The sequence below is a fragment of the Allobosea sp. NPDC055332 genome (genome assembly GCF_053645455.1).
The window spans coordinates 152,261-170,347 of sequence record NZ_JBSHMO010000004.1 but is presented as its reverse complement, the minus strand read 5'-3'; the positions used below and the strand labels follow the sequence as shown (position 1 = coordinate 170,347).

At 67.5% G+C, this 18,087-nt stretch carries 20 protein-coding genes and 1 tRNA gene; 11 read left to right on the top strand and 10 right to left on the bottom strand.

Translation table 11 applies throughout. The features are described from left to right. Positions 1-205 precede the first annotated feature (205 nt). Positions 206-290 (bottom strand) — tRNA-Leu (locus ACWIGM_RS22480). A gap of 117 nt (positions 291-407) precedes the next feature. On the opposite strand from ACWIGM_RS22480, the gene ACWIGM_RS22475 reads away from it, so the two are divergent. The 4 genes from ACWIGM_RS22475 to ACWIGM_RS22460 all read left to right on the top strand — a co-directional run bounded on the left by ACWIGM_RS22475 (position 408) and on the right by ACWIGM_RS22460 (position 4,619). Beyond that, entirely contained in the window at positions 408-1,019 is a 612-nt protein-coding gene (locus ACWIGM_RS22475) for a YqaA family protein (RefSeq protein WP_454028193.1), read from the top strand. A gap of 8 nt (positions 1,020-1,027) precedes the next feature. Further along, complete coding sequence (locus ACWIGM_RS22470) at positions 1,028-1,561, top strand: disulfide bond formation protein B (RefSeq protein ID WP_454028192.1); 534 nt, start codon at positions 1,028-1,030, stop codon at positions 1,559-1,561. Between the two features lie 140 nt (positions 1,562-1,701). Further along, on the top strand, positions 1,702-3,249 hold the full coding sequence (locus tag ACWIGM_RS22465; protein WP_454028191.1) for an ABC transporter substrate-binding protein: 1,548 nt from the start codon (positions 1,702-1,704) through the stop codon (positions 3,247-3,249). A 20-nt stretch (positions 3,250-3,269) separates the two neighbouring features. After that, a complete protein-coding gene (locus tag ACWIGM_RS22460; RefSeq protein WP_454028190.1) occupies positions 3,270-4,619 on the top strand; it encodes an MmgE/PrpD family protein in 1,350 nt (449 codons plus the stop codon). On the opposite strand, the gene ACWIGM_RS22455 is transcribed toward ACWIGM_RS22460, so the two are convergent. After that, positions 4,594-5,517, bottom strand: a complete 924-nt coding sequence (locus ACWIGM_RS22455; RefSeq protein ID WP_454028189.1) for a LysR substrate-binding domain-containing protein — start codon at positions 5,515-5,517, stop codon at positions 4,594-4,596. The two genes, ACWIGM_RS22460 and ACWIGM_RS22455, sit on opposite strands and share 26 nt — an antisense overlap. 89 nt (positions 5,518-5,606) lie before the next feature. Here ACWIGM_RS22455 and ACWIGM_RS22450 point away from each other — a divergent pair, with 89 nt between their 5' ends. Genes ACWIGM_RS22450 through ACWIGM_RS22425 form a run of 6 tightly spaced genes read left to right on the top strand, consistent with a single transcriptional unit; the run spans position 5,607 to position 11,330 of the window. Then, entirely contained in the window at positions 5,607-6,725 is a 1,119-nt protein-coding gene (locus tag ACWIGM_RS22450) for an NAD(P)/FAD-dependent oxidoreductase (RefSeq protein WP_454028188.1), read from the top strand. Further along, positions 6,706-7,002, top strand: coding sequence for a (2Fe-2S)-binding protein (locus ACWIGM_RS22445; RefSeq protein WP_454028187.1), 297 nt, complete (start codon positions 6,706-6,708; stop codon positions 7,000-7,002). The genes ACWIGM_RS22450 and ACWIGM_RS22445 overlap by 20 nt, the downstream gene beginning before the upstream one ends. Then, positions 6,999-8,399 (top strand): FAD/NAD(P)-dependent oxidoreductase, encoded by a 1,401-nt coding sequence (locus ACWIGM_RS22440; RefSeq protein ID WP_454028186.1) that lies wholly within the window; start codon positions 6,999-7,001, stop codon positions 8,397-8,399. The genes ACWIGM_RS22445 and ACWIGM_RS22440 overlap by 4 nt, the downstream gene beginning before the upstream one ends. Continuing rightward, the gene (locus tag ACWIGM_RS22435) at positions 8,396-9,526 is read left to right on the top strand and encodes an NAD(P)/FAD-dependent oxidoreductase (protein ID WP_454028185.1); all 1,131 of its coding nucleotides are present in this window, start codon (positions 8,396-8,398) and stop codon (positions 9,524-9,526) included. Before ACWIGM_RS22440 ends, ACWIGM_RS22435 begins: the two co-directional genes overlap by 4 nt. Continuing rightward, positions 9,523-10,467 (top strand): ABC transporter permease, encoded by a 945-nt coding sequence (locus ACWIGM_RS22430; protein WP_454028184.1) that lies wholly within the window; start codon positions 9,523-9,525, stop codon positions 10,465-10,467. Before ACWIGM_RS22435 ends, ACWIGM_RS22430 begins: the two co-directional genes overlap by 4 nt. Next, positions 10,464-11,330 carry an ABC transporter permease gene (locus ACWIGM_RS22425; RefSeq protein ID WP_454028183.1) on the top strand — a complete coding sequence of 289 codons (867 nt, stop codon included), beginning with the start codon at positions 10,464-10,466 and terminating at the stop codon, positions 11,328-11,330. Before ACWIGM_RS22430 ends, ACWIGM_RS22425 begins: the two co-directional genes overlap by 4 nt. Positions 11,331-11,353: 23 nt before the next feature. Here ACWIGM_RS22425 and ACWIGM_RS22420 read toward each other — a convergent pair whose 3' ends face one another. Continuing rightward, entirely contained in the window at positions 11,354-12,289 is a 936-nt protein-coding gene (locus tag ACWIGM_RS22420; RefSeq protein WP_454028182.1) for a LysR family transcriptional regulator, read from the bottom strand. Positions 12,290-12,351: 62 nt separating this feature from the next. Between ACWIGM_RS22420 and ACWIGM_RS22415 the strand changes: the two genes are divergently transcribed. Further along, entirely contained in the window at positions 12,352-12,642 is a 291-nt protein-coding gene (locus ACWIGM_RS22415) for a hypothetical protein (RefSeq protein WP_454028181.1), read from the top strand. 12 nt (positions 12,643-12,654) lie between these two features. Here ACWIGM_RS22415 and ACWIGM_RS22410 read toward each other — a convergent pair whose 3' ends face one another. The 7 genes from ACWIGM_RS22410 to ACWIGM_RS22380 all read right to left on the bottom strand — a co-directional run bounded on the left by ACWIGM_RS22410 (position 12,655) and on the right by ACWIGM_RS22380 (position 18,011). After that, the gene (locus ACWIGM_RS22410) at positions 12,655-13,212 is read right to left on the bottom strand and encodes an HNH endonuclease (RefSeq protein WP_152013598.1); all 558 of its coding nucleotides are present in this window, start codon (positions 13,210-13,212) and stop codon (positions 12,655-12,657) included. A gap of 212 nt (positions 13,213-13,424) precedes the next feature. Further along, complete coding sequence (locus tag ACWIGM_RS22405; RefSeq protein ID WP_454028180.1) at positions 13,425-14,306, bottom strand: 3-hydroxybutyryl-CoA dehydrogenase; 882 nt, start codon at positions 14,304-14,306, stop codon at positions 13,425-13,427. A gap of 74 nt (positions 14,307-14,380) precedes the next feature. Next, entirely contained in the window at positions 14,381-15,328 is a 948-nt protein-coding gene (locus tag ACWIGM_RS22400) for an electron transfer flavoprotein subunit alpha/FixB family protein (protein WP_454028179.1), read from the bottom strand. Beyond that, positions 15,328-16,074 carry an electron transfer flavoprotein subunit beta/FixA family protein gene (locus tag ACWIGM_RS22395; RefSeq protein ID WP_454028178.1) on the bottom strand — a complete coding sequence of 249 codons (747 nt, stop codon included), beginning with the start codon at positions 16,072-16,074 and terminating at the stop codon, positions 15,328-15,330. The genes ACWIGM_RS22400 and ACWIGM_RS22395 overlap by 1 nt, the downstream gene beginning before the upstream one ends. A 135-nt stretch (positions 16,075-16,209) precedes the next feature. Continuing rightward, on the bottom strand, positions 16,210-16,911 hold the full coding sequence (locus tag ACWIGM_RS22390; RefSeq protein WP_454028177.1) for a rhomboid family intramembrane serine protease: 702 nt from the start codon (positions 16,909-16,911) through the stop codon (positions 16,210-16,212). 4 nt (positions 16,912-16,915) lie between these two features. Further along, positions 16,916-17,497: a cob(I)yrinic acid a,c-diamide adenosyltransferase gene (locus ACWIGM_RS22385; RefSeq protein WP_454028176.1), complete on the bottom strand. Its 582-nt coding sequence runs from the start codon at positions 17,495-17,497 to the stop codon at positions 16,916-16,918. A gap of 43 nt (positions 17,498-17,540) precedes the next feature. Then, positions 17,541-18,011: an Lrp/AsnC family transcriptional regulator gene (locus tag ACWIGM_RS22380; protein ID WP_454028175.1), complete on the bottom strand. Its 471-nt coding sequence runs from the start codon at positions 18,009-18,011 to the stop codon at positions 17,541-17,543. Positions 18,012-18,087 lie beyond the last annotated feature (76 nt).

The following is an 18,087-nucleotide window of genomic DNA, read 5'->3' as shown; positions in this document are numbered from 1 at the left end:
TCGGGCTCGGCGGTTCTGATGGCGATGTCCGGCAGCGGCATGTGTTGGCCTGCGAACGATGGCCTGTTGGCCCACGATCGACAGGAGGCCAGCAGTTTCTGCGACTGCCAATGAAGGCACGCGCAAGTCAGCGAAACGAAAAGCTCATAAAATTCGTAGCTTGAGAGGCCCTACGGTCGCCTACGACTGCCGGCGAAACTTGTTTTGGTGCCCCTGGCCGGGATCGAACCAGCACTCCTTGCGGAACTCGATTTTGAGTCGAGCGCGTCTACCAATTCCGCCACAGGGGCCCCTTTCGGGCCGGCGGACTATAGCGATCGGCAAAGGCCGGTCAATCTCGCGTGATCGCCTTTCTCTGTGGCGCCGGCGCCATGGACGGACGCCCCGGCGCCCGCTAAGGGGCAGCGATGTTCGAACGCCTTTATCTCTGGACGCTCTCGCTCGCCGCCCGCCGCAGCGCGCAGGTCTGGCTTGCCGTCGTCGCCTTCATCGAGAGCTCCTTCTTCCTGATCCCGGCGGATGTGCTGTTCGTGCCGATGGCCCTCGCCAAGCCCGCGCGGGCCTATCGCCTCGCCTTGATCGCCACCATCTTCTCGACGCTCGGCGGTATCGCCGGCTACGCGCTCGGCTATTACGCCTTCGACGCGCTGGCCCGGCCGGTGCTCGCCTTCTACGGCAAGCTCGGCGCCTTCGAGCAGTTGCGCGCCTGTGCCAGCCCGGACATGACGCTGCTCCTCCTGACCACCTCCGGCCTGGCGCATCTGCCACCGATCAAGGTGGTGACCATCCTGGCTGGCGCCGTCCATATCGGGCTCGGCTTCTTCGTCCTCTCCTGCATCCTCGCCCGCGGCGCCCGCTTCTTCGCCCTTGCCTTCCTGCTGCGTCGCTATGGCGAGACGATCCGGCACTTCATCGAGAAGCGGCTGAAGCTGATCGCGCTCGGCGGCGCCGCCCTGCTGATCCTGCTCTATTTCGGCCTCAAGCTGCTGACAGGCTCGGGCCAGATGTTCTCCTGCTGAGTGATGCCATGACCGGCTCCTTCTCGCGCCTGCTTGCTGATCCCCGCCGCCTGATCGCGCTGATCGGGATCGCGAGCCTCGCCTTGATCGCCGGCGCCTGGTTCTTCGAGCTGGTCCTGCATTTGCGGCCCTGCAAACTCTGCCTCGAGCAGCGGGCGCCGCACTACGCCGCGATCGGGCTTGCCGCGCTGGCGCTGGTTTTCGCCCGCTCGCGCCGCCTCCAGATCGCCGCGCTGATCGGCCTCGCGCTGCTGATGGCCTGGAGCACCGGGCTCGGCATCTATCACTCCGGCGTGGAATGGGGTGTCTTCGCCGGTCCGAACGATTGCGGGGGCACGCCCGCGCCGGCCGCGGCTGGAGTCCAGGACCTGATGAAGCAGCTGCAGACGACCCGCATCGTCTCCTGCACCGAAGCCGCCTGGCGCTTCCTCGGCCTCTCGCTCGCCGGCTGGAACGCGCTGGCCTCGCTCGCGCTGTTGGCGCTGGCGTTACTGGGGCTGAGCGACCTCGCCCGCCGGCAGTCGGACAAAGCAGCGGCCTGATTCGCGGTTCGGCCAGCCGGCCACGGCGCGGTGCCGATCACGCCATAACCCTGCAGAATACCCCATCCCCGATTTCGACTTGGACAGACTGGGAAGGCGATCCCCACTATCGCGCCAATAAATGGTCGAGGGATCAAACCATGAAGACGCATGTCGCCGGGCTTGCAGGCCTGATGCTGTTCGCGGGCCTGCAGGTCGCGCTGGCCCAGGAAACGGTCCTCCGCGTCAGCTCCGGCGCCAGCAATGTCTCGACGCTCGACGCCCACCGCGCCAGTGCGACCGATGACAAGTCGCTGATCGGCTGGCTCTATAACGGCCTCGTCCGCTTCAAGCCCGGCAGCGCCGATCCGAAGGACCTCGAGCCCGACCTCGCCGAGCGCTGGGAGACCTCGCCGGACGGCAACGTCTGGACCTTCCACCTGCGCAAGGGCGTCAGGTTCCATGGCGACTGGGGCACGCTCAATGCCGACGATGTCGTCTATTCCCTGCAGCGCGCCGGTGACCCGAAGCGTTCGACCTTCTCCTCGGATTTCTCGGCGATCGACAAAGTCGAGAAGCTCGATGACCTCACCGTCCGCGTCACGCTGAAATACCCGGACGTCAATTTCCTCGGCCGGGTCTCCAACTACCATGGCGGCAACATCGTCAGCCGCAAGGCTGGCGAGGAACTCGGCGACCGCTATGGCGCCAAGCCGGTCGGGACCGGCCCCTTCACCTTCGTCGAGCAAGTGACCCAGCAATATGTGAAGCTCGCCGCCAACCCCGACTATTTCCGCGGCAAGCCGAAGATCGACACGATCATGATGCGTGCCATCCCCTCCGACAGCGCGCGCGAGCTCGCCTTCACCTCCGGCGAGCTCGACCTCTTCTACGGCAAGCGCGAGCAGCGCTGGGTCGATTCCGCCCGCAAGCGCCCCGGCTTCAATGTCGAGATCTTCCAACCGGGCGAATACCGTTTGCTGCATATCAACCGCAGCCAGCCGCCGCTCGACGACATCCGCGTGCGCCGCGCCATCGCCGCCGCGGTCAATGTCGACGACCTCGTGCGCTTCGTCGGCAAGGATGTCGGCCCCAAGGGCTGCTCGATCGTGCCGCCGGGCTATCTCGGCGAGGATTGCACCGTCCGTTACGGCTTCGACCTCGCCAAGGCCAAGGCCCTGCTGGCCGAGGCCGGCCACAAAGACGGCATCACCATCAAGGCGATCGTCTCCAACATCTCGGCGCAGCAGCCCTTCATGGAGATCATCCAGGCACAGCTCGCCAAGGCCGGGATCAAGCTGGAGATGCAGGTCGTCGACCACGCGACCTATCAGAGCCAGAGCCGCAAGGACCTGAGCGGGCTCGTCTTCTACGGCGCGGCGCGCTTCCCGATCGCCGACACCTATCTCAGCGAGTTCTTCCACTCGCGCGCAACGGTCAACACGCCGACCGCCGCCACGAACTTCTCGCACTGCGCCATCGCCGACAAGGAGATCGAGGAGGCCAGGGTCGCGCCGAGCGCCGAGGCCCAGAAGGCGCTCTGGAAAGAGGCGCAGCGCAAGATCATGGACGATGTCTGCGCCATTCCCCTGTTTGAGCTACGCCAGGTCTGGGCGCGAAGCGACAAGCTCGATTTCGGTTACGAGCTGAAGGGCGCACTCAACCTCGCCCCGCCGATTACCGAGGCGACGACGCTGAAGGCACGCTGAGGCGAAGGCAGAACCGCGACATGGAAACGGTGCGCCGGCTCGCGGGCTATGTTGCCGGCACACACGGAGAGGCGCTGGCGGACGACCTGCGGGAGGCGGCCTGCCGGGCCCTGCTCGACCTCGTCGCCGCCACGCTCCCCGGTATCGACGCACCTGGCCCTCGCGCAGTCCGGCACGTGGCATCCGCGACGATGGCCGGCGGCGCCCTGCCGATCTGGTTCACCGGGCAGCGAGCCGGCCTCGCCAGTGCGGTCTGGTGCAACGCCTCCGCCGCTGCGGCGCTCGACCTCGACGACGGCCACCGCATCGCGCGGGGCCATCCTGGCGCGGCGATCATCCCGGCCGCCTTGGCGGCGGCCGAGGAGATCGGCGCCACGACGGAGGAGCTGCTGCGGGCGATCGTGGTCGGATACGAGGTTGGCGTCGCCGTCGGCGCGGCACGCCGCTTCTACGCCAATACCGGGATGTGGTCGGGCTATGGCGTCGTCGCGGCTCTGGGCGCGCTCAGGCGGACGCCGCCGGACGTCCTGGCCCATGCCTTCGCCATCGCCGGCATCAGTGCGCCGAACCAGCTCCATGCCGGCGCGGGGCCCGTCTTTCCGGCGCAGGAAGGCAACGACGTCAAGGAAGGCATCGCCTGGTCGAGCCTGATCGCCGTCAACGCCCTGCTCCTGGCCGAAGCCGGCCATAGCGGGCCGCTCGCTCTGCTCGACCACCCCGAGCATTTCCAGCTGGAGGGGCTCGTCGAGAACCTCGGCCGGCAGCGCTACATCGCCCGCAACTACATGAAATTCCACGCCTGCTGCCGGCATGTGCATGCGCCGGTCGAGGCGCTGCTCGGCCTCGTCGCGGAGCACCACCTCGCGCCTGACGACATCGAGTCGATCGAGGTCGCAACCTATGCCGGCGCTCTGCGGATCGCCAACCGGCCAGAGCCAAGCGGCTTCACCGACATCCAGTTCAGCATCCCCTATTGCCTAGCGCTGGTCGCGATCGATGGACCGGACGCCCTGCTGCCGTTGACGCCCTCGGCGATCGATCGCCCCGATGTCGTTGCGCTGGCACGGAAGGTTTCTCTACGCCTAGACCCCGAGCTCGACACCCGCTTTCCGGCGGAGACGCTGGCGCGCGTGACCGTCCGCAGCGGCGGGAACACGCTTACCTCACCCGTGACGGCTCCGCGCGGCGAGGCAAGCGCGCCGCCCTCCTGGGCCGATCTCGAAGACAAACTGCGTCAGGCGGGCCGCCTCGCCGCGACACCAGCCCAGCAGGAACGGTTGATCATGGCCTGCAACCGCCTGCGCGACGGCGACCATGCCCCGCTGCTCGACGCGCTCGCGACGATCAGGCTGGATTCGGCGTCAGGATAGTCCGCGAGATCTCCGCCGCCGCCTCGCGCGCGCTTTCGAGGAAGGCGGCGACCAGCCTGGCATTGCGGCTGTCGCGGTTGCGGCAGAGCTGGAAATCGAGCTGGAACTCCGGTTCGAAGCGGCGGATCGCGATCTTGTCACGCAGGCCACCGACGATCAGCGGATGCACCAGCGAAACGCCGACGCCGGCCGCGACGAACTCGCAGAGCGTCGGCGAGACATTGGCGATCATCACCACCTCCGGCGTCACCCCATGACCCTCGAGCACCCGGCTGATGCTGCGATGGGTGTGGCTCTCCGGATCAAATGAGATGAAGGGAACACCGGCGAGATCGCGCGGGGTGATCACTTCCTTTTCCGTCAGCTTATGGCCGAGCGGCAGAATGCAGACCACCGGATGGCCCATCATCGGCTCGGCAGCGACGTAGGGGTTGTCGACCGGAGCGATGATCAGCCCAACATCGAGCCTGTGGGTTACGAGCGCATCGGAAATCCATTGCGAGCTGCGCGACTGCACCGAGCAGAACACGCCGGGCTGCCTGGCGAGGAAGCGCGAGGTCGCCTCCTGGATGAAGGAGCCGGAGAGCGCCGGCATCACCCCGATCAGCAGGCGGCTCTGCTCGTCGCGCCGGATCGCCTCGACGGCATTCTCGACCTGGCGCACGCCGGCAAAGATCCGGTCGATCTCCTCATAGAGCCGCATGCCGCGCCGCGTCGCCACCAGCCGGCCCTTGACCCGGTCGAACAGGCGCAGGGCCGTATCCTCTTCGAGATGGGCGATCAGCTTGCTCATCGCCGGCTGCGAGACGTTCATCATCTCGGCCGCGCGGCTGACGGTGCCGTATTCGATCACCGCCTTGAAAGCCTCGACCTGGCGCAGGTTGAGCCGCCTCACCATTGCATAACCCCTGGGAATAGAGCGCAGAGAAAAACGACTTTGACGAAATACAATGTCGCTCCCTAACGTCAAGCCAACGAGGGAATTTCATGCGGCCGGACATCATCGTCATCGGAGGGGGAACGGTCGGCGCCGCCATCGCCTACGGCCTCGCCCGCAAGCAGCAGAAGGTGCTGCTGCTCGACGGCGACGACGGCGATTTCCGCGCCGCACGGGCGAATTTCGGACTGGTCTGGCTGCAGGGCAAGGGCTTGGGCATGCCGGCCTACCAGGCCCTGACCCGCGATAGCATCGCGCTCTGGCGCGGCCTGACCGACCAGCTCGAAGCCGAGACGGCGATCAATCTGACCTATGAGCAGAATGGCGGCCTCGCCTTCTGCCTGGGCGAGGAGGCCTTCGAGAAGCGCCGGCTCGACCTCTTACGCCTCCATAACCAGCGCGGCGACGACGAGCCGGATTGGGAGATGCTCGATCGCTCCACGCTAGCGCGGCTGTTGCCGAAGGTGACGCTCGGTCCTGATGTAGCGGGCGCCAGCTTCGGCCGTCGCGACGGGCACGCCAATCCGCTGCGATTGCTCGCCGCATTGCATGCCGGCGTCCTTCGCCATGGCGGCGCACTGCGTCATCGCGCCCGGGTCAAGCGCATCGAGAAGGCCGGTACCGACTTCAAGCTCGCGCTCGACGGCGAGACGCTGGTGGCGCCGCGGATCGTCATCGCCGCCGGGCTCGGCTCGCCCGAGTTGGCGCGTCAGGTCGGTCTCGATGTGCCCTTGCGACCGGAGCGCGGCCAGGTGCTCGTCACAGAGCGGCTCGCACCCTTCCTGCCGCTGCCGGCGAGCGGCCTGCGGCAGACCGGCGAAGGCACGGTGATGATCGGCGCGACTAAGGACGATCCCGGCTACGACGTCTCGACCACCGGCGAGGCGGCGGCACATCTCAGCCGCAAGACGGTGCAGATCGTCCCTGCGCTGGCCAAGGTCGGGCTCGTCAGGCAATGGGCCGGCCTGCGCATCATGACGCCCGACAGCTACCCGATCTATGCGCAGTCGCAGAGCCATCCCGGCGCCTTCGTCGCACTCTGCCATTCCGGCGTGACGCTTGCGGCCCTCCATGCCGAGGAACTCGCCTGCGCCATCGCGGCGGGCGCGCTGCCCGCGCGCTTTTCTCCCTTCCACCAGAGTCGGTTCGATGTTCCGCAAGCTGCATGACCCGGGGCCGCAGGCGGTCACCATCTTCATCGACGGGCGTCCCGTCGTCGCCGAGCTCGGTGAGAGCGTCGCCGCGGTGCTGCTGCGCCAGCAGGAAGGCTGGAGCCGCACGACACCCGTCTCGCAGAGCCCGCGCGCGCCCTATTGCATGATGGGCGTCTGCTTCGAGTGCCTGGTCGAGATCGACGGCCAGGGCTCGGTCCAGAGCTGCCTGACGCCGGTCGCCAACGGCATGCGCATCGCCCGCCAGCAGGGCCGCCGGAGCCTGTCGGCATGAGCGAGCAAACCGATCTCCTCATCGTCGGCGCCGGCCCGGCCGGCATGGCCGCCGCCGTCACCGCCCGCCGCCACGGTCTTACCGTCCGCGTCGTCGACGACCAACCGGCGCCCGGCGGCCAGATCTGGCGCGGCATCGAGACCGTGGCCGCGACGTCGCGTGCCAAGCGGCTCGGCGAGAGCTATCTTGCCGGCGCCGACCGCGCCGCCGCCTTCCGTGCCTGTGGCGCACTCTACGAGCCCGAGAGCCAGCTCTGGCAGATCGAGCCGGGCTTCCGCGCCTTCGTGACGCGAGGCGGCAAGGCCCGCACCGTGACGGCAGAGGCGATCATCCTCGCCACCGGAGCGCAGGAGCGGCCCTCTCCCTTCCCCGGCTGGACGCTGCCAGGCGTGCTGACGGTCGGCGCAGCGCAGATCCTGCTGAAAACAGCCGATTCCGTGCCGGAGCAGCCGGTCTGGATTGCCGGCTGCGGCCCGCTGCCGCTGCTCTACATGACCCAGCTGCTCGCGGCGGGCGGACGCATCACCGGCTTTCTCGACACCACCCCGCGCGGGCGCCTGCCCGCAGCGCTACGCCATCTGCCGCAGGGGCTCGGCCGTCTCGGCGATCTCATGAAGGGCCTGTCCTGGTCGCTGGCGCTGCGCCGGGCTGGCATCCCGATCATCCGCCATGTCACGGAACTGCGTGCCGAGGGCGAAGGCCGCCTCCAGCGCCTGCGCTACCGCACGGAAGGCGGGCGGGAGGCCGAGGTTCTCGCCGAGGTGCTGCTCGTCCATGAGGGTGTGGTTCCCAACATCCATGCGCCGCTGGCGCTCGGCTGCGCCGTGAGCTGGCATGCCGGCCAGCACTGCTATGTCCCGGTGCTCGACGCCTGGGGCGAGAGTTCGCAGGCCAATATCTTCGTCGCCGGTGACGGCGCCGGCATCGGCGGGGCCGAGGCAGCCGAACCGCGTGGGCGACTCGCGGCGCTGCGCGTTGCGGCCAAGCTCGGCCGGCTCGATGAAGCCACCACGGAAGCCGCCGCTGCGCCCGAGCGAAGCGCCCTTTCCAGTGCGCTCGCGCTGCGGCCCTTCCTCGATGCGCTCTACGCACCGCGCCCGCAGCTTTATGCGCCGCCGGACGAGACGCTGGTCTGCCGCTGCGAGGAGGTCACGGCGGGCGAACTGCGCGCCCGTGCAGTCGAGGGGCGGCCCGGCCCCAACCAGCTCAAGGCCTTCACCCGCGCCGGCATGGGCCCGTGCCAAGGCCGGCAATGCGGATACAGCATGGCCCATATCGTCGCCGCGGCGCAGGGTCGCCCCGTCGAGGAGGTCGGCTTCTACCGGATCAGGCCGCCATTGAAGCCGGTGACGCTGGGCGAGCTCGCCAGCCTCGACGAGCAGGAACCAGCGGCATGAACGAGGCCGCATTCGATGTGGTCGTGGTCGGCGGCGGGCTGCATGGCCTCTCCGCTGCGCTGCATCTCGCCCGCTCCGGCCGCAAGGTCGCGCTGGTCGAGCGGCGCTGGACCGGCCGCCACGCCTCCGGCGCCACCGCGGCGGGCGTGCGCACCCTCGGCCGCGACATCGCCGAGATCCCGATCTCGCTTGAGGCGATGGAGATGTGGCACCGGATCGAGATGATCGTCGGCGACGATTGCGGCTTCCATGCCCATGGCCAGCTGCGCATCGCCGAGATGCCCGAGCACATGCCGGCCCTGATCGAGCGCCAGGCGCGCACCAGCGCTCTCGGCTACGGCCATGAAGAGCTGATCGACGCCGCCGAATTGCGTCGCCTCGTGCCGTCGCTAAGCCCGCATTGCGTCGGCGCGCTGGTGGCGCGTCGTGACGGCGCCGCCGACCCGCACCGCACCATCGCCGCCTTCCGCCGCGCCTGCGAGGCTGAAGGCGTCGTCATCGCCGAGGGCTGCGGCGTCGAGGCGGTCGATCGGCAGGGCAGCGACTGGCTGCTCGTCTGCGGTGACAGGCGCTTTCGTGCATCTCACGTCGTCAACGCCGCCGGCGCCTGGGCCGGACGGCTCGCTGCCCTCTTCGGCGATGCGATCCCCCTTGGCGTCCGCGCCTCGATGATGATCGTCACCGAACGGCTCGCACCCCTGCTCGCCCCCGTCGTCAGCGTCGTCGGCCGGGCGCTCTCCTTCAAGCAATCGGTTCAGGGCACGCTGGTAATCGGCGGCGGCCTGCAGGGCTCGGCCGATCTCGATCGCGAGCGCAGCACCGTCGATTTCCGCAACCTTGCTCGGGGCGCCCGCGCCGCCAGCGATCTCTTCCCGGCGGTGCAGGGAGTACGTATCGCCCGCTGCTGGACCGGGATCGAGGCGGAGACATCAGACCACATACCGGTCATCGGCCTGTCGCCGAGCGCGCCCGGCCTCGTCCACGCCTTCGGCTTCTCCGGGCACGGCTTCCAGCTCGTCCCGGTGGTCGGCTCGATCCTGGCCGAGCTCGTCTGCGAGGGGCGGACGCGCCGCGAGATCGCCGCCTTTGCGCCGGCGCGGCTGATGCAGGAAAGGGCGGTGGCATGATCGGCTATCTGGTCAGGCGCATATTGCTGGCCATCCCCACCTTGTTCGTCATGCTGACCGCGATCTTCGTGCTGGTGCGGCTGGTGCCGGGCGACGCCGCCTCGGTCATCCTCGGCGATCAGGCCAGTGCCGCCTCGCTCGCGGCGCTGCGCGAGAAGCTCGGCCTCGACCAGCCGGTCCACGTCCAGTACCTCGCCTTCCTCGGCAAGATTCTGACCGGCGATTTCGGGCAGTCGCTGTCGAGCGGGCGCAGCGTCATCCGAGAGGTGCTGCTCGTGCTGCCCTCGACGATCGAGCTCACTGTCGCCGCCATCACGATCGGCCTTCTTTTTGGCCTGCCGCTCGGCGTCGCCGCCGCGCTCAGCCGCAATGGCTGGGTCGACTATGTCTCGCGCGTCGTCTCGCTGATCGGCCTGTCCTTCCCGGCCTTCGTCTCCGGCATCCTGATGCTGATCGTCTTCGCGATCCAGCTGAACTGGTTCCCGGTGCTCGGCAACACCAGCGGCGCCGGCAGCTTCGCCGAGCGGATGCGGGCGCTGGCGCTGCCGGCGCTCAATCTCGGCATCATCATGACCGCCTATGTGATGCGGGTGACCCGCGCCGCCATGCTCGGTGTGCTGACCGAGGACTATATCCGCACCGCCCGCGCCAAGGGCGTCGGCCCGGCCCAGCTCGTCGTCACCCATGCCCTGCGCAACGGGCTGATCCCGATCATCACCGTGGTCGGGCTCTATTTCGGCACGCTGATCGGCAATTCCGTGCTGACCGAGATCATCTTCAACCGGCCCGGCCTCGGCAAGCTGATCATCGGCGCGCTCAATGCCCGCGACTACACCCTGCTGCAGGGCCTGATGATCATCTTCGCGATCTGCGTGATCGTCGTGAACACGCTGACCGATCTCGCCTACGGCCTCGTCGATCCCAGGGTGAAATACTCATGAGCGCCGCCGACACCCCCGTCGCGATCCAGCCCGGCGGGCTCTGGCTCGCCTTCACGCAGAACCCGCTCGCCTGGGTCGGGCTCGTCCTGCTGGCGCTGATCGTCTGCGTCGCGCTGTTCGCGCCCTGGCTCGCCCCGCATGACCCGCTCGAGCAGAACATCGTGGCGCGGCTGGAGCCGCCATCGGCCGAATTCTGGCTCGGCACCGATTCCTATGGCCGCGACGTGCTCTCGCGCCTGATCTACGGCGCCCGCATCTCGCTCTTCGTCGGCTTCGTCGCCATCCTGATCGCCATGCTGGTCGGCACCGCGATCGGCGTGCTCGCCGGCTATATCGGCGGCGTCTTCGACCAACTCGTCATGGGCGTGCTCGACGTGCTGCTCGCTTTCCCGACCCTGCTGCTCGGTCTGATGATCGCCGCCATGCTCGGCGCGAGTCTCGAGAACCTGATCATCGCCATCGCGGTGACCGAGGTCGCGCCCTTCGCCCGTGTCGCCCGGGCGCCAACGATCACTCTGCGCCAGCGCGATTTCGTCGAGGCGAGCCGCTCCTATGGCTGCGGCCCGTTCCGGATCATGACCCGCCACATCCTGCCGAACATGATCTCGGACGTGGTGGTGATGAGCTCGCTCTGGCTGGCTTCGGCAATCCGCACCGAGGCCTCGCTCAGCTTCATCGGCCTCGGCGTGCCGCCACCGGCGCCGACCTGGGGTGCCATGATCCGCGAAGGCTTCGAGAACATCCTCGACGCCTGGTGGCTGGCGGTCTTCCCGAGCCTTGCCATCCTGGTGACGGTGCTGGCGCTCAACCTGCTCGGCGATGCGCTGCGCGACGCCTCTGACCCGCGCTCGCGGTCGCGCTGACGTCGGCAAGGCACTCTAGGCCGTCACAAGGGCGCCTGCGAGCTATCGCTACGGGCCTCGGCCTTGAGCCAGGCCAGCAGCTTGCGCGTCGCCGCCTTCGGCTCCCGGCGCGGATGCGGGAAGGCGACCAGCCCGTCCTGGATGGTCAGGACACCGAGCGGCGCGATCAGTCGGCCGTCGGCCAGCTCCGGCTGCGCAAGGCGCGTCTCGATCAGCGTCACTCCGAGCCCGCCGACGGCAGCCTCGATGCACATATGGGTATGGGGAAAAGTCAGGCTCCGCGCCACAATCGGCACGACGAGCGGATGATCGCGATAGGATGGCTGGATCGTGATCGGAAAATTGCCGATCAGCTGCGTCTCGGCCGAAAGGCGCCCGGCCTCGACGCGGAAGCGATAGCCCGGCGCGCAGACCAGCGCGAACGCCACATCGCCCAGCACATGATAGACCTGATCGTCCGGCAGGTTGTAACCGAGACGGTTCCAGCTGGTGACGATGTCATAGTCCTCGACCTCAAGAGCCGACGCGCCGACCATTGTCAGCCTTATCGAGAATTCCGGATGGGCCGCATAGAAGCGCGGCAGGCGCGGCACCAGCCAGCGGGTCGCCAGGCTCGAGCCGATGGCGAGCGTCACGGTCTCGCCGCCCTGCGCCGGCCGGAGCTGCCCCATGCAGCTGTCGAACGCCTCGAACGCCATCCGCGTCGTGGCGTAGAGCGCCTTCCCGGCGACAGTCAGTCCCAGCGGCACGACGCTGCGATCAACGAGCTGCAGGCCCAAAGCCTCCTCCAGCGCCTTGATCTGCCGGCTGATCGCGCTGTGAGTGCGGCCGAGCTCTTCGGCAGCGAGCGTCATCGACCCAAGCCGCGCGGTGGCCTCGAAGGCGGGCAGCGGCGAGAGCGGCGGCAACCGGAGCTGGCCGGTGTTCGCGAAACGCACGCCGATGTTCGAATTCATCATGTGCGCGTCGCTCTGGCTGCCGCTACCGGTCATCGCATCACGTCTTTCGCCGGGAGGCTGCAATGGGCGAGACCTTATCCGCGCAAGTCATATCGCTGGGCGCGCGTGTCGTCGCGGAGCGATCCGGAGCTGTCAAGATCGGGCTGGCAGGTTGCACCGCCAACACCGATCTGCTGCGGCCATCGTTCGAAGCCGAGCTCATGGCGGGGCCGCGGCTCTGGCTGCGACGCCTGCTCTGGCGCCGCCGACTGCATGCCGCTTTCCATGACGAAGCCGATGCGGTGCTGGAGGATTTCGGCCTGTCGCGGGAGCGCCTGGAACGCTACCTGGCGCAGCCCTTCTGGCGCGCATAGGGAGCCGCGCGACTACGGCTCCAGTTCGGAATCCCAGTAGAGATAGTCGAGCCAGCTATCGTGCAGGTAGTTGGGCGGGAACAGCTTGCCATTGCGATGCAGGTCGTTGATCGACGGCGCGAACGGCTTCTGCATCGGGATCATGCCAACTGCCGTCGGCATCTTGTCGCCCTTCATCAGGTTGCAGGGCGAGCAGGCGGCGACGACATTCTCCCAGGTGGTGAGCCCGCCCTTCGAGCGCGGCACAACATGGTCGAAGGTCAGTTCGTCGCGCGTGCCGCAATACTGGCAAGCGAAGCGGTCGCGCAGGAAGACGTTGAAGCGGGTGAAGGCCGGGGTACGCGAGGGCTTGATATAGGTCTTGAGGGAGACCACCGAGGGCAGCTTCATGTTGAAGCTCGGGCTGCGCACCACCGTGTCGTATTCGGAGACGATGTTGACCCGGTCCATGAAGACCGCCTTGATCGCGTCCTGCCAGCTCCATAACGAGAGCGGATAGTAGCTCAACGGCCGGAAATCGGCGTTGAGCACCAGCGCCGGACAACCGTCCGGCGAGGCCATCGGATGCATCACATGCGCCGTCACCCGTATCGCGCCTCCGCTTCTAGGGCTCGCACGAATCCTGCCGCATCAATGTAAGCGCGATGCGACAGGAATGTGAAGCGACGATGTTGCGGCGCGAATGCGCATTCTCCGCAGGCGAAAGCCTACGGAGAAGCGAAACTGGCGGAGGATGATTTCGGACGAGGCGCCCGGCGTGTATCCGGGCGCGGTAGTGCGTCTCAGCGCGTCGGAATCGGCTTTTCGCCGCGATAATCGTAGAAGCCGCGCTTGGTCTTGCGGCCGAGCCAGCCCGCCTCGACATACTTCACCAGCAGCGGGCACGGCCGATACTTCGAGTCGGCCAAGCCGTCATGCAGCACCTGCATCACCGACAGGCAGGTGTCGAGACCGATGAAGTCGGCGAGCTGGAGCGGACCCATCGGGTGATTCGCGCCGAGCCTCATCGCCGTGTCGATCGCCTCGACCGAGCCGACGCCCTCATAGAGCGTGTAGACGGCCTCGTTGATCATCGGCAGCAGGATGCGGTTGACGATGAAGGCGGGGAAGTCCTCGGAGACCGACGCCGTCTTGTGCAACGAGGCGACGAAGTCCTTGGCGCGCTCGAAGGTGCCATCGTCCGTGGCGATGCCACGGATCAGCTCGACGAGCTGCATCAGCGGCACCGGGTTCATGAAATGGATGCCGATGAAGTGCTCGGGGCGATCGGTCGCCGCGGCGAGCCGCGTGATCGAGATCGACGAGGTGTTCGAAGCCAGGATCGCGTCGGGCCGCAGATAGGGGCAGATCGCGGTGAAGATCTTGCGCTTCACTTCTTCGCTCTCGGTCGCAGCCTCGATCACGAGGTCGCACGGCCCCAGATCCTCCAGCTTCGGCGCCGAGACGATCCGCGCCATCGCGGTACGGCGGTCCTCGTCGGCGATGGCGCCCTTGGCGACCTGCCGGGCCATGTTGCCGTCGATCGTCGCCAGCGCCGCGTTGATGCGGTCTTCAGCGATATCGTGCAGCCTGATGTCGAAGCCCGCGACCGAAGCGACATGGGCGATGCCGTTGCCCATCTGCCCGGCCCCGATGATGCCGACGGTCTTGATCTGGTGATCCATGTGACGCTTCTGTTCCCCGGGGGAGCTGGCGCGGGCGGCCCCATGGCCGCCCGCGGCGCGACTTGATTTTCCGGCTACTTGCCGGCTTTTTCGAGTTCTTTGTCGAGCTCGGGCAGGATGGTGAAGAGGTCGCCGACAAGGCCGTAATCGGCGATCTGGAAGATCGGCGCTTCCTCATCCTTGTTGATGGCGACGATGACCTTCGAATCCTTCATGCCGGCGAGATGCTGGATCGCGCCGGAGATGCCGACCGCGACATAGAGCTCGGGGGCGACGACCTTACCGGTCTGGCCGACCTGCCAGTCGTTCGGGGCATAGCCGGCATCGACCGCGGCGCGCGAGGCGCCCATGGCAGCGCCGAGACGATCCGCCACCGGCTCGATCACCTTGGCGAAGTTCTCGGCCGAGGCGAGCGCCCGCCCGCCCGAGACGATGATCTTGGCCGAAGCCAGCTCCGGCCGGTCGGACTTGGCGACCTCCTCGCCCTTGAAGGACGAGGTGCCGGGGTTCGCCGCGACCGCGACATTCTCGATCGGGGCGCTGGTGGAGCCGTCGCCGGTCGCCTGGAAGGAGGCGCCGCGCACGGTGATCACCTTCTTGGCGTCGCCCGACTGCACCGTCTGGATGGCGTTGCCGGCATAGATCGGCCGCTCGAAAGTGTCGGCCGAGACGATCTTGGTGACTTCCGAGACCTGCATCACGTCGAGCAGCGCGGCGACGCGCGGCATCACGTTCTTGCCGGTGGTGGTGCCGGGCGCAACCAGCGCGTCATAGCCGGGCGCAAGCGAGACGATCAGCGCCGCCAGTGGTTCGGCGAGACGATGCTCGTAAGATCCGTCGTCGGCGAGCAGAACCTTCTCGACGCCGTCGAGCTTGGCGGCGGCCTCGGCGACGGCCTTGGCATTGTGGCCGGCGACCAGGACATGCACGGGCGCGCCGAGGTCCTTGGCGGCGGTCAAGGCCTTGCGGGTGGCCTCGTTGAGGGCCTTGTTATCGTGCTTGGCGAGCAGCAGCGTGGTCATCAGATCACCCCGGCGGTCTTGAGCTTGGAGACGAGTTCGGCAGCGTTGGCCACCTTGACGCCGGCGGAGCGTCCGGCCGGCTCGGCCGTCTTCAGCACCTTGAGGCGCGGGGCGACGTCGACGCCGAGCGTCTCCGGCGTGGTCTCGTCGAGCGGCTTCTTCTTTGCCTTCATGATGTTGGGCAGCGAGGCATAGCGCGGCTCGTTGAGACGAAGATCGGTGGTGACGATCGCCGGCAGCTTGAGCGCAACGGTCTGCAGGCCGCCATCGACCTCGCGGGTGACGTCGGCCGAGCCGCCGTCCAGCACCACCTTCGAGGCAAAGGTTCCCTGCGGCCAGCCGAGGAGGGCCGCCAGCATCTGGCCGGTCTGGTTGCAGTCGTCGTCGATCGCCTGCTTGCCGAGGATGACGAGCTCGGGCGTCTCCTGCTCGACGACCTTCTTGAGGAGCTTGGCGACGGCGAGCGGCTCGACGGCGGCATCGGTCTTCACCAGGATGCCGCGATCGGCGCCCATGGCGAGGCCGGTGCGGATCGTCTCTGCCGCCTGCGCCGGGCCGACGGAGACCACGATCACCTCGGTTGCCTTGCCCGCTTCCTTCAGCCGCAGCGCCTCCTCGACGGCGATCTCGTCGAAGGGATTCATCGACATCTTCACATTGGCCAGCTCGACCCCGGAACCGTCGCCCTTCACCCGGATCTTCACGTTGAAGTCGACCACTCGCTTCACTGGCACAAGTATCTTCATAAGGGCGTCACCGGTTGCGGAAAGATGCGATCGGATGCCGATCCGCCGGCCAGGCGATGACCGGCATCGCGGCGCGCGGCAGAAATGCGGACGGACCGTAGCGACGGGGATTTACGCTTGTCAACGCCATGAAACTCAGGGCAGCCCCCGTATGCTGCGCCCGAACAGGCGCAGCTCGCGCCGGATCAGCAACGGCGTCAGCGCCGCTCCGGCGCCGAGCCCGCCGAGATGCGCCCACCAGCCGACCGCGCCCTGCTGGTCGAACAGCGCCGACAGCAACTGGAACAGGATCCAGGCGCCGAGCGCATACATCGCCGGGATGTGCAGCGGGATCCATTTGAAGGCGAGGCCCCAGACGCGCACGCGCGGGTAGAGCATCAGATAGGAGGCGATCACGCCCGAGATCGCGCCGGACGCGCCGATCAGCGGCTGCTCCGATTCGGGATTCATCAGCGCGTGCAGGATGGCGCCCGCCACACCGCAGAGAACGAAGAAGAGGAGGAAGCGCAGATGCCCCATCGCATCCTCGACATTGTCGCCGAAGACCCAAAGGAACAGCATGTTGCCGATCAAATGAGCGAAGCTGGCATGCAGCATCACGCCGGTCATCAGCGTCAGCCAGGGCGGCGCCCGCAGCAGCTCCGGCGGCAATTGCGCCTCGCCGAACAGCACAGCGGGAATCGTGCCGAAACCGGCCATGATCGCGATCTCGCTCGCCTCGCTGGTCCAGTGCATCAGCATGAGCCGCAGCACGATGCAGATCGCGATCAGCGCATAGGTGACATAGGCGACGCGGATGAAGCGCATCGGCACGCCGTCATGCAGCGGGACGAACATCGGATCAGCGGTTCTGGCCGGGCGTCCAGAGCACGTCGCCCCCAGCCCTGGCATTGAGGTGGCGCGAGGCGACGAAGAGGAAATCCGAGAGCCGGTTGATGAATTTCAGCGCTGGCTGGGCGACGCTTTCGCCCTCCCCCTGCGACAATTCGACCATCAGCCTTTCGGCCCGCCGACTGACCGTGCGGGCAAGATGTAAGTGCGCCGCGCCTGGCGTGCCGCCCGGCAGCACGAAGGAGCGCAGCGTTCCGAGCGGCCGGTTGAGCAGGTCGATCTCCGCCTCGAGCCGATCGACCTGCGCCTGCACAATGCGCAGCGGCTCGAAGGCCGGCTTCTCGCCGGTATCGGGCGAAGCGAGCTCGGCACCGAGGTCGAAGAGGTCGTTCTGGATGCGGCCGAGCATCGCGTCGAGCTGCGGATCCTCGCCGGCACAATGCAGCCGCGCCAGGCCGATGCAGGCATTGGTCTCGTCGACCGTGCCATAGGCGGAGACGCGCAGATCGAATTTCGGCCGGCGTGCGCCGGTGGCGAGCGCCGTGGTGCCGTCGTCGCCAGTACGGGTGTAGATGCGGTTGAGAACGACCATCAGCGAGTTATAGCGCGCTGCAGCATCGGCGGAAGGGGCAATCTCACCCCATCGCCAGGGGCAGAAGTCCCGGCTCCTTCAGCGTCTCCAGCGCGATCTCCGAGCGCACCCGCGCGACGCTCTCATGCGGCAGCAGCACCTCGTTGACCAGGCGCGCCAGCTCCTTGAGGTCGCCGACCGCCACCTTCAGCATGTAGTCGGCCTCGCCGGTCAGCGCATGCGCCTCCAGCACCGACGGCGTCAGCTTCACCAGATCGCGGAAGCGCCGGGCATTGTCGCGCGAATGGGTGTTGAGCGCGACATGGATGAAGACGGTGACGGAGAGCCCGATCGCCTCCGGATCGATCAGGGCGCGATAGCCCCGGATGGCACCCGAATTTTCCAGCGCCTGGCGCCGCCGCGAGACCTGGCTGGCGGAGAGGCCGACGCGCTCGGCGAGCGCGCCATTGGTCAGCGAGGCATCCTGCTGGAGAGCTTCGAGCAGGCGCCAGTCGAAAGTGTCGAGCTGCGGCATTCCGTGAGCTTTCCTGCGTACTGATGCACGATCTGTGCAAATTCAATCCGAGAGCGCGGGATTTTGCAAACCTTTC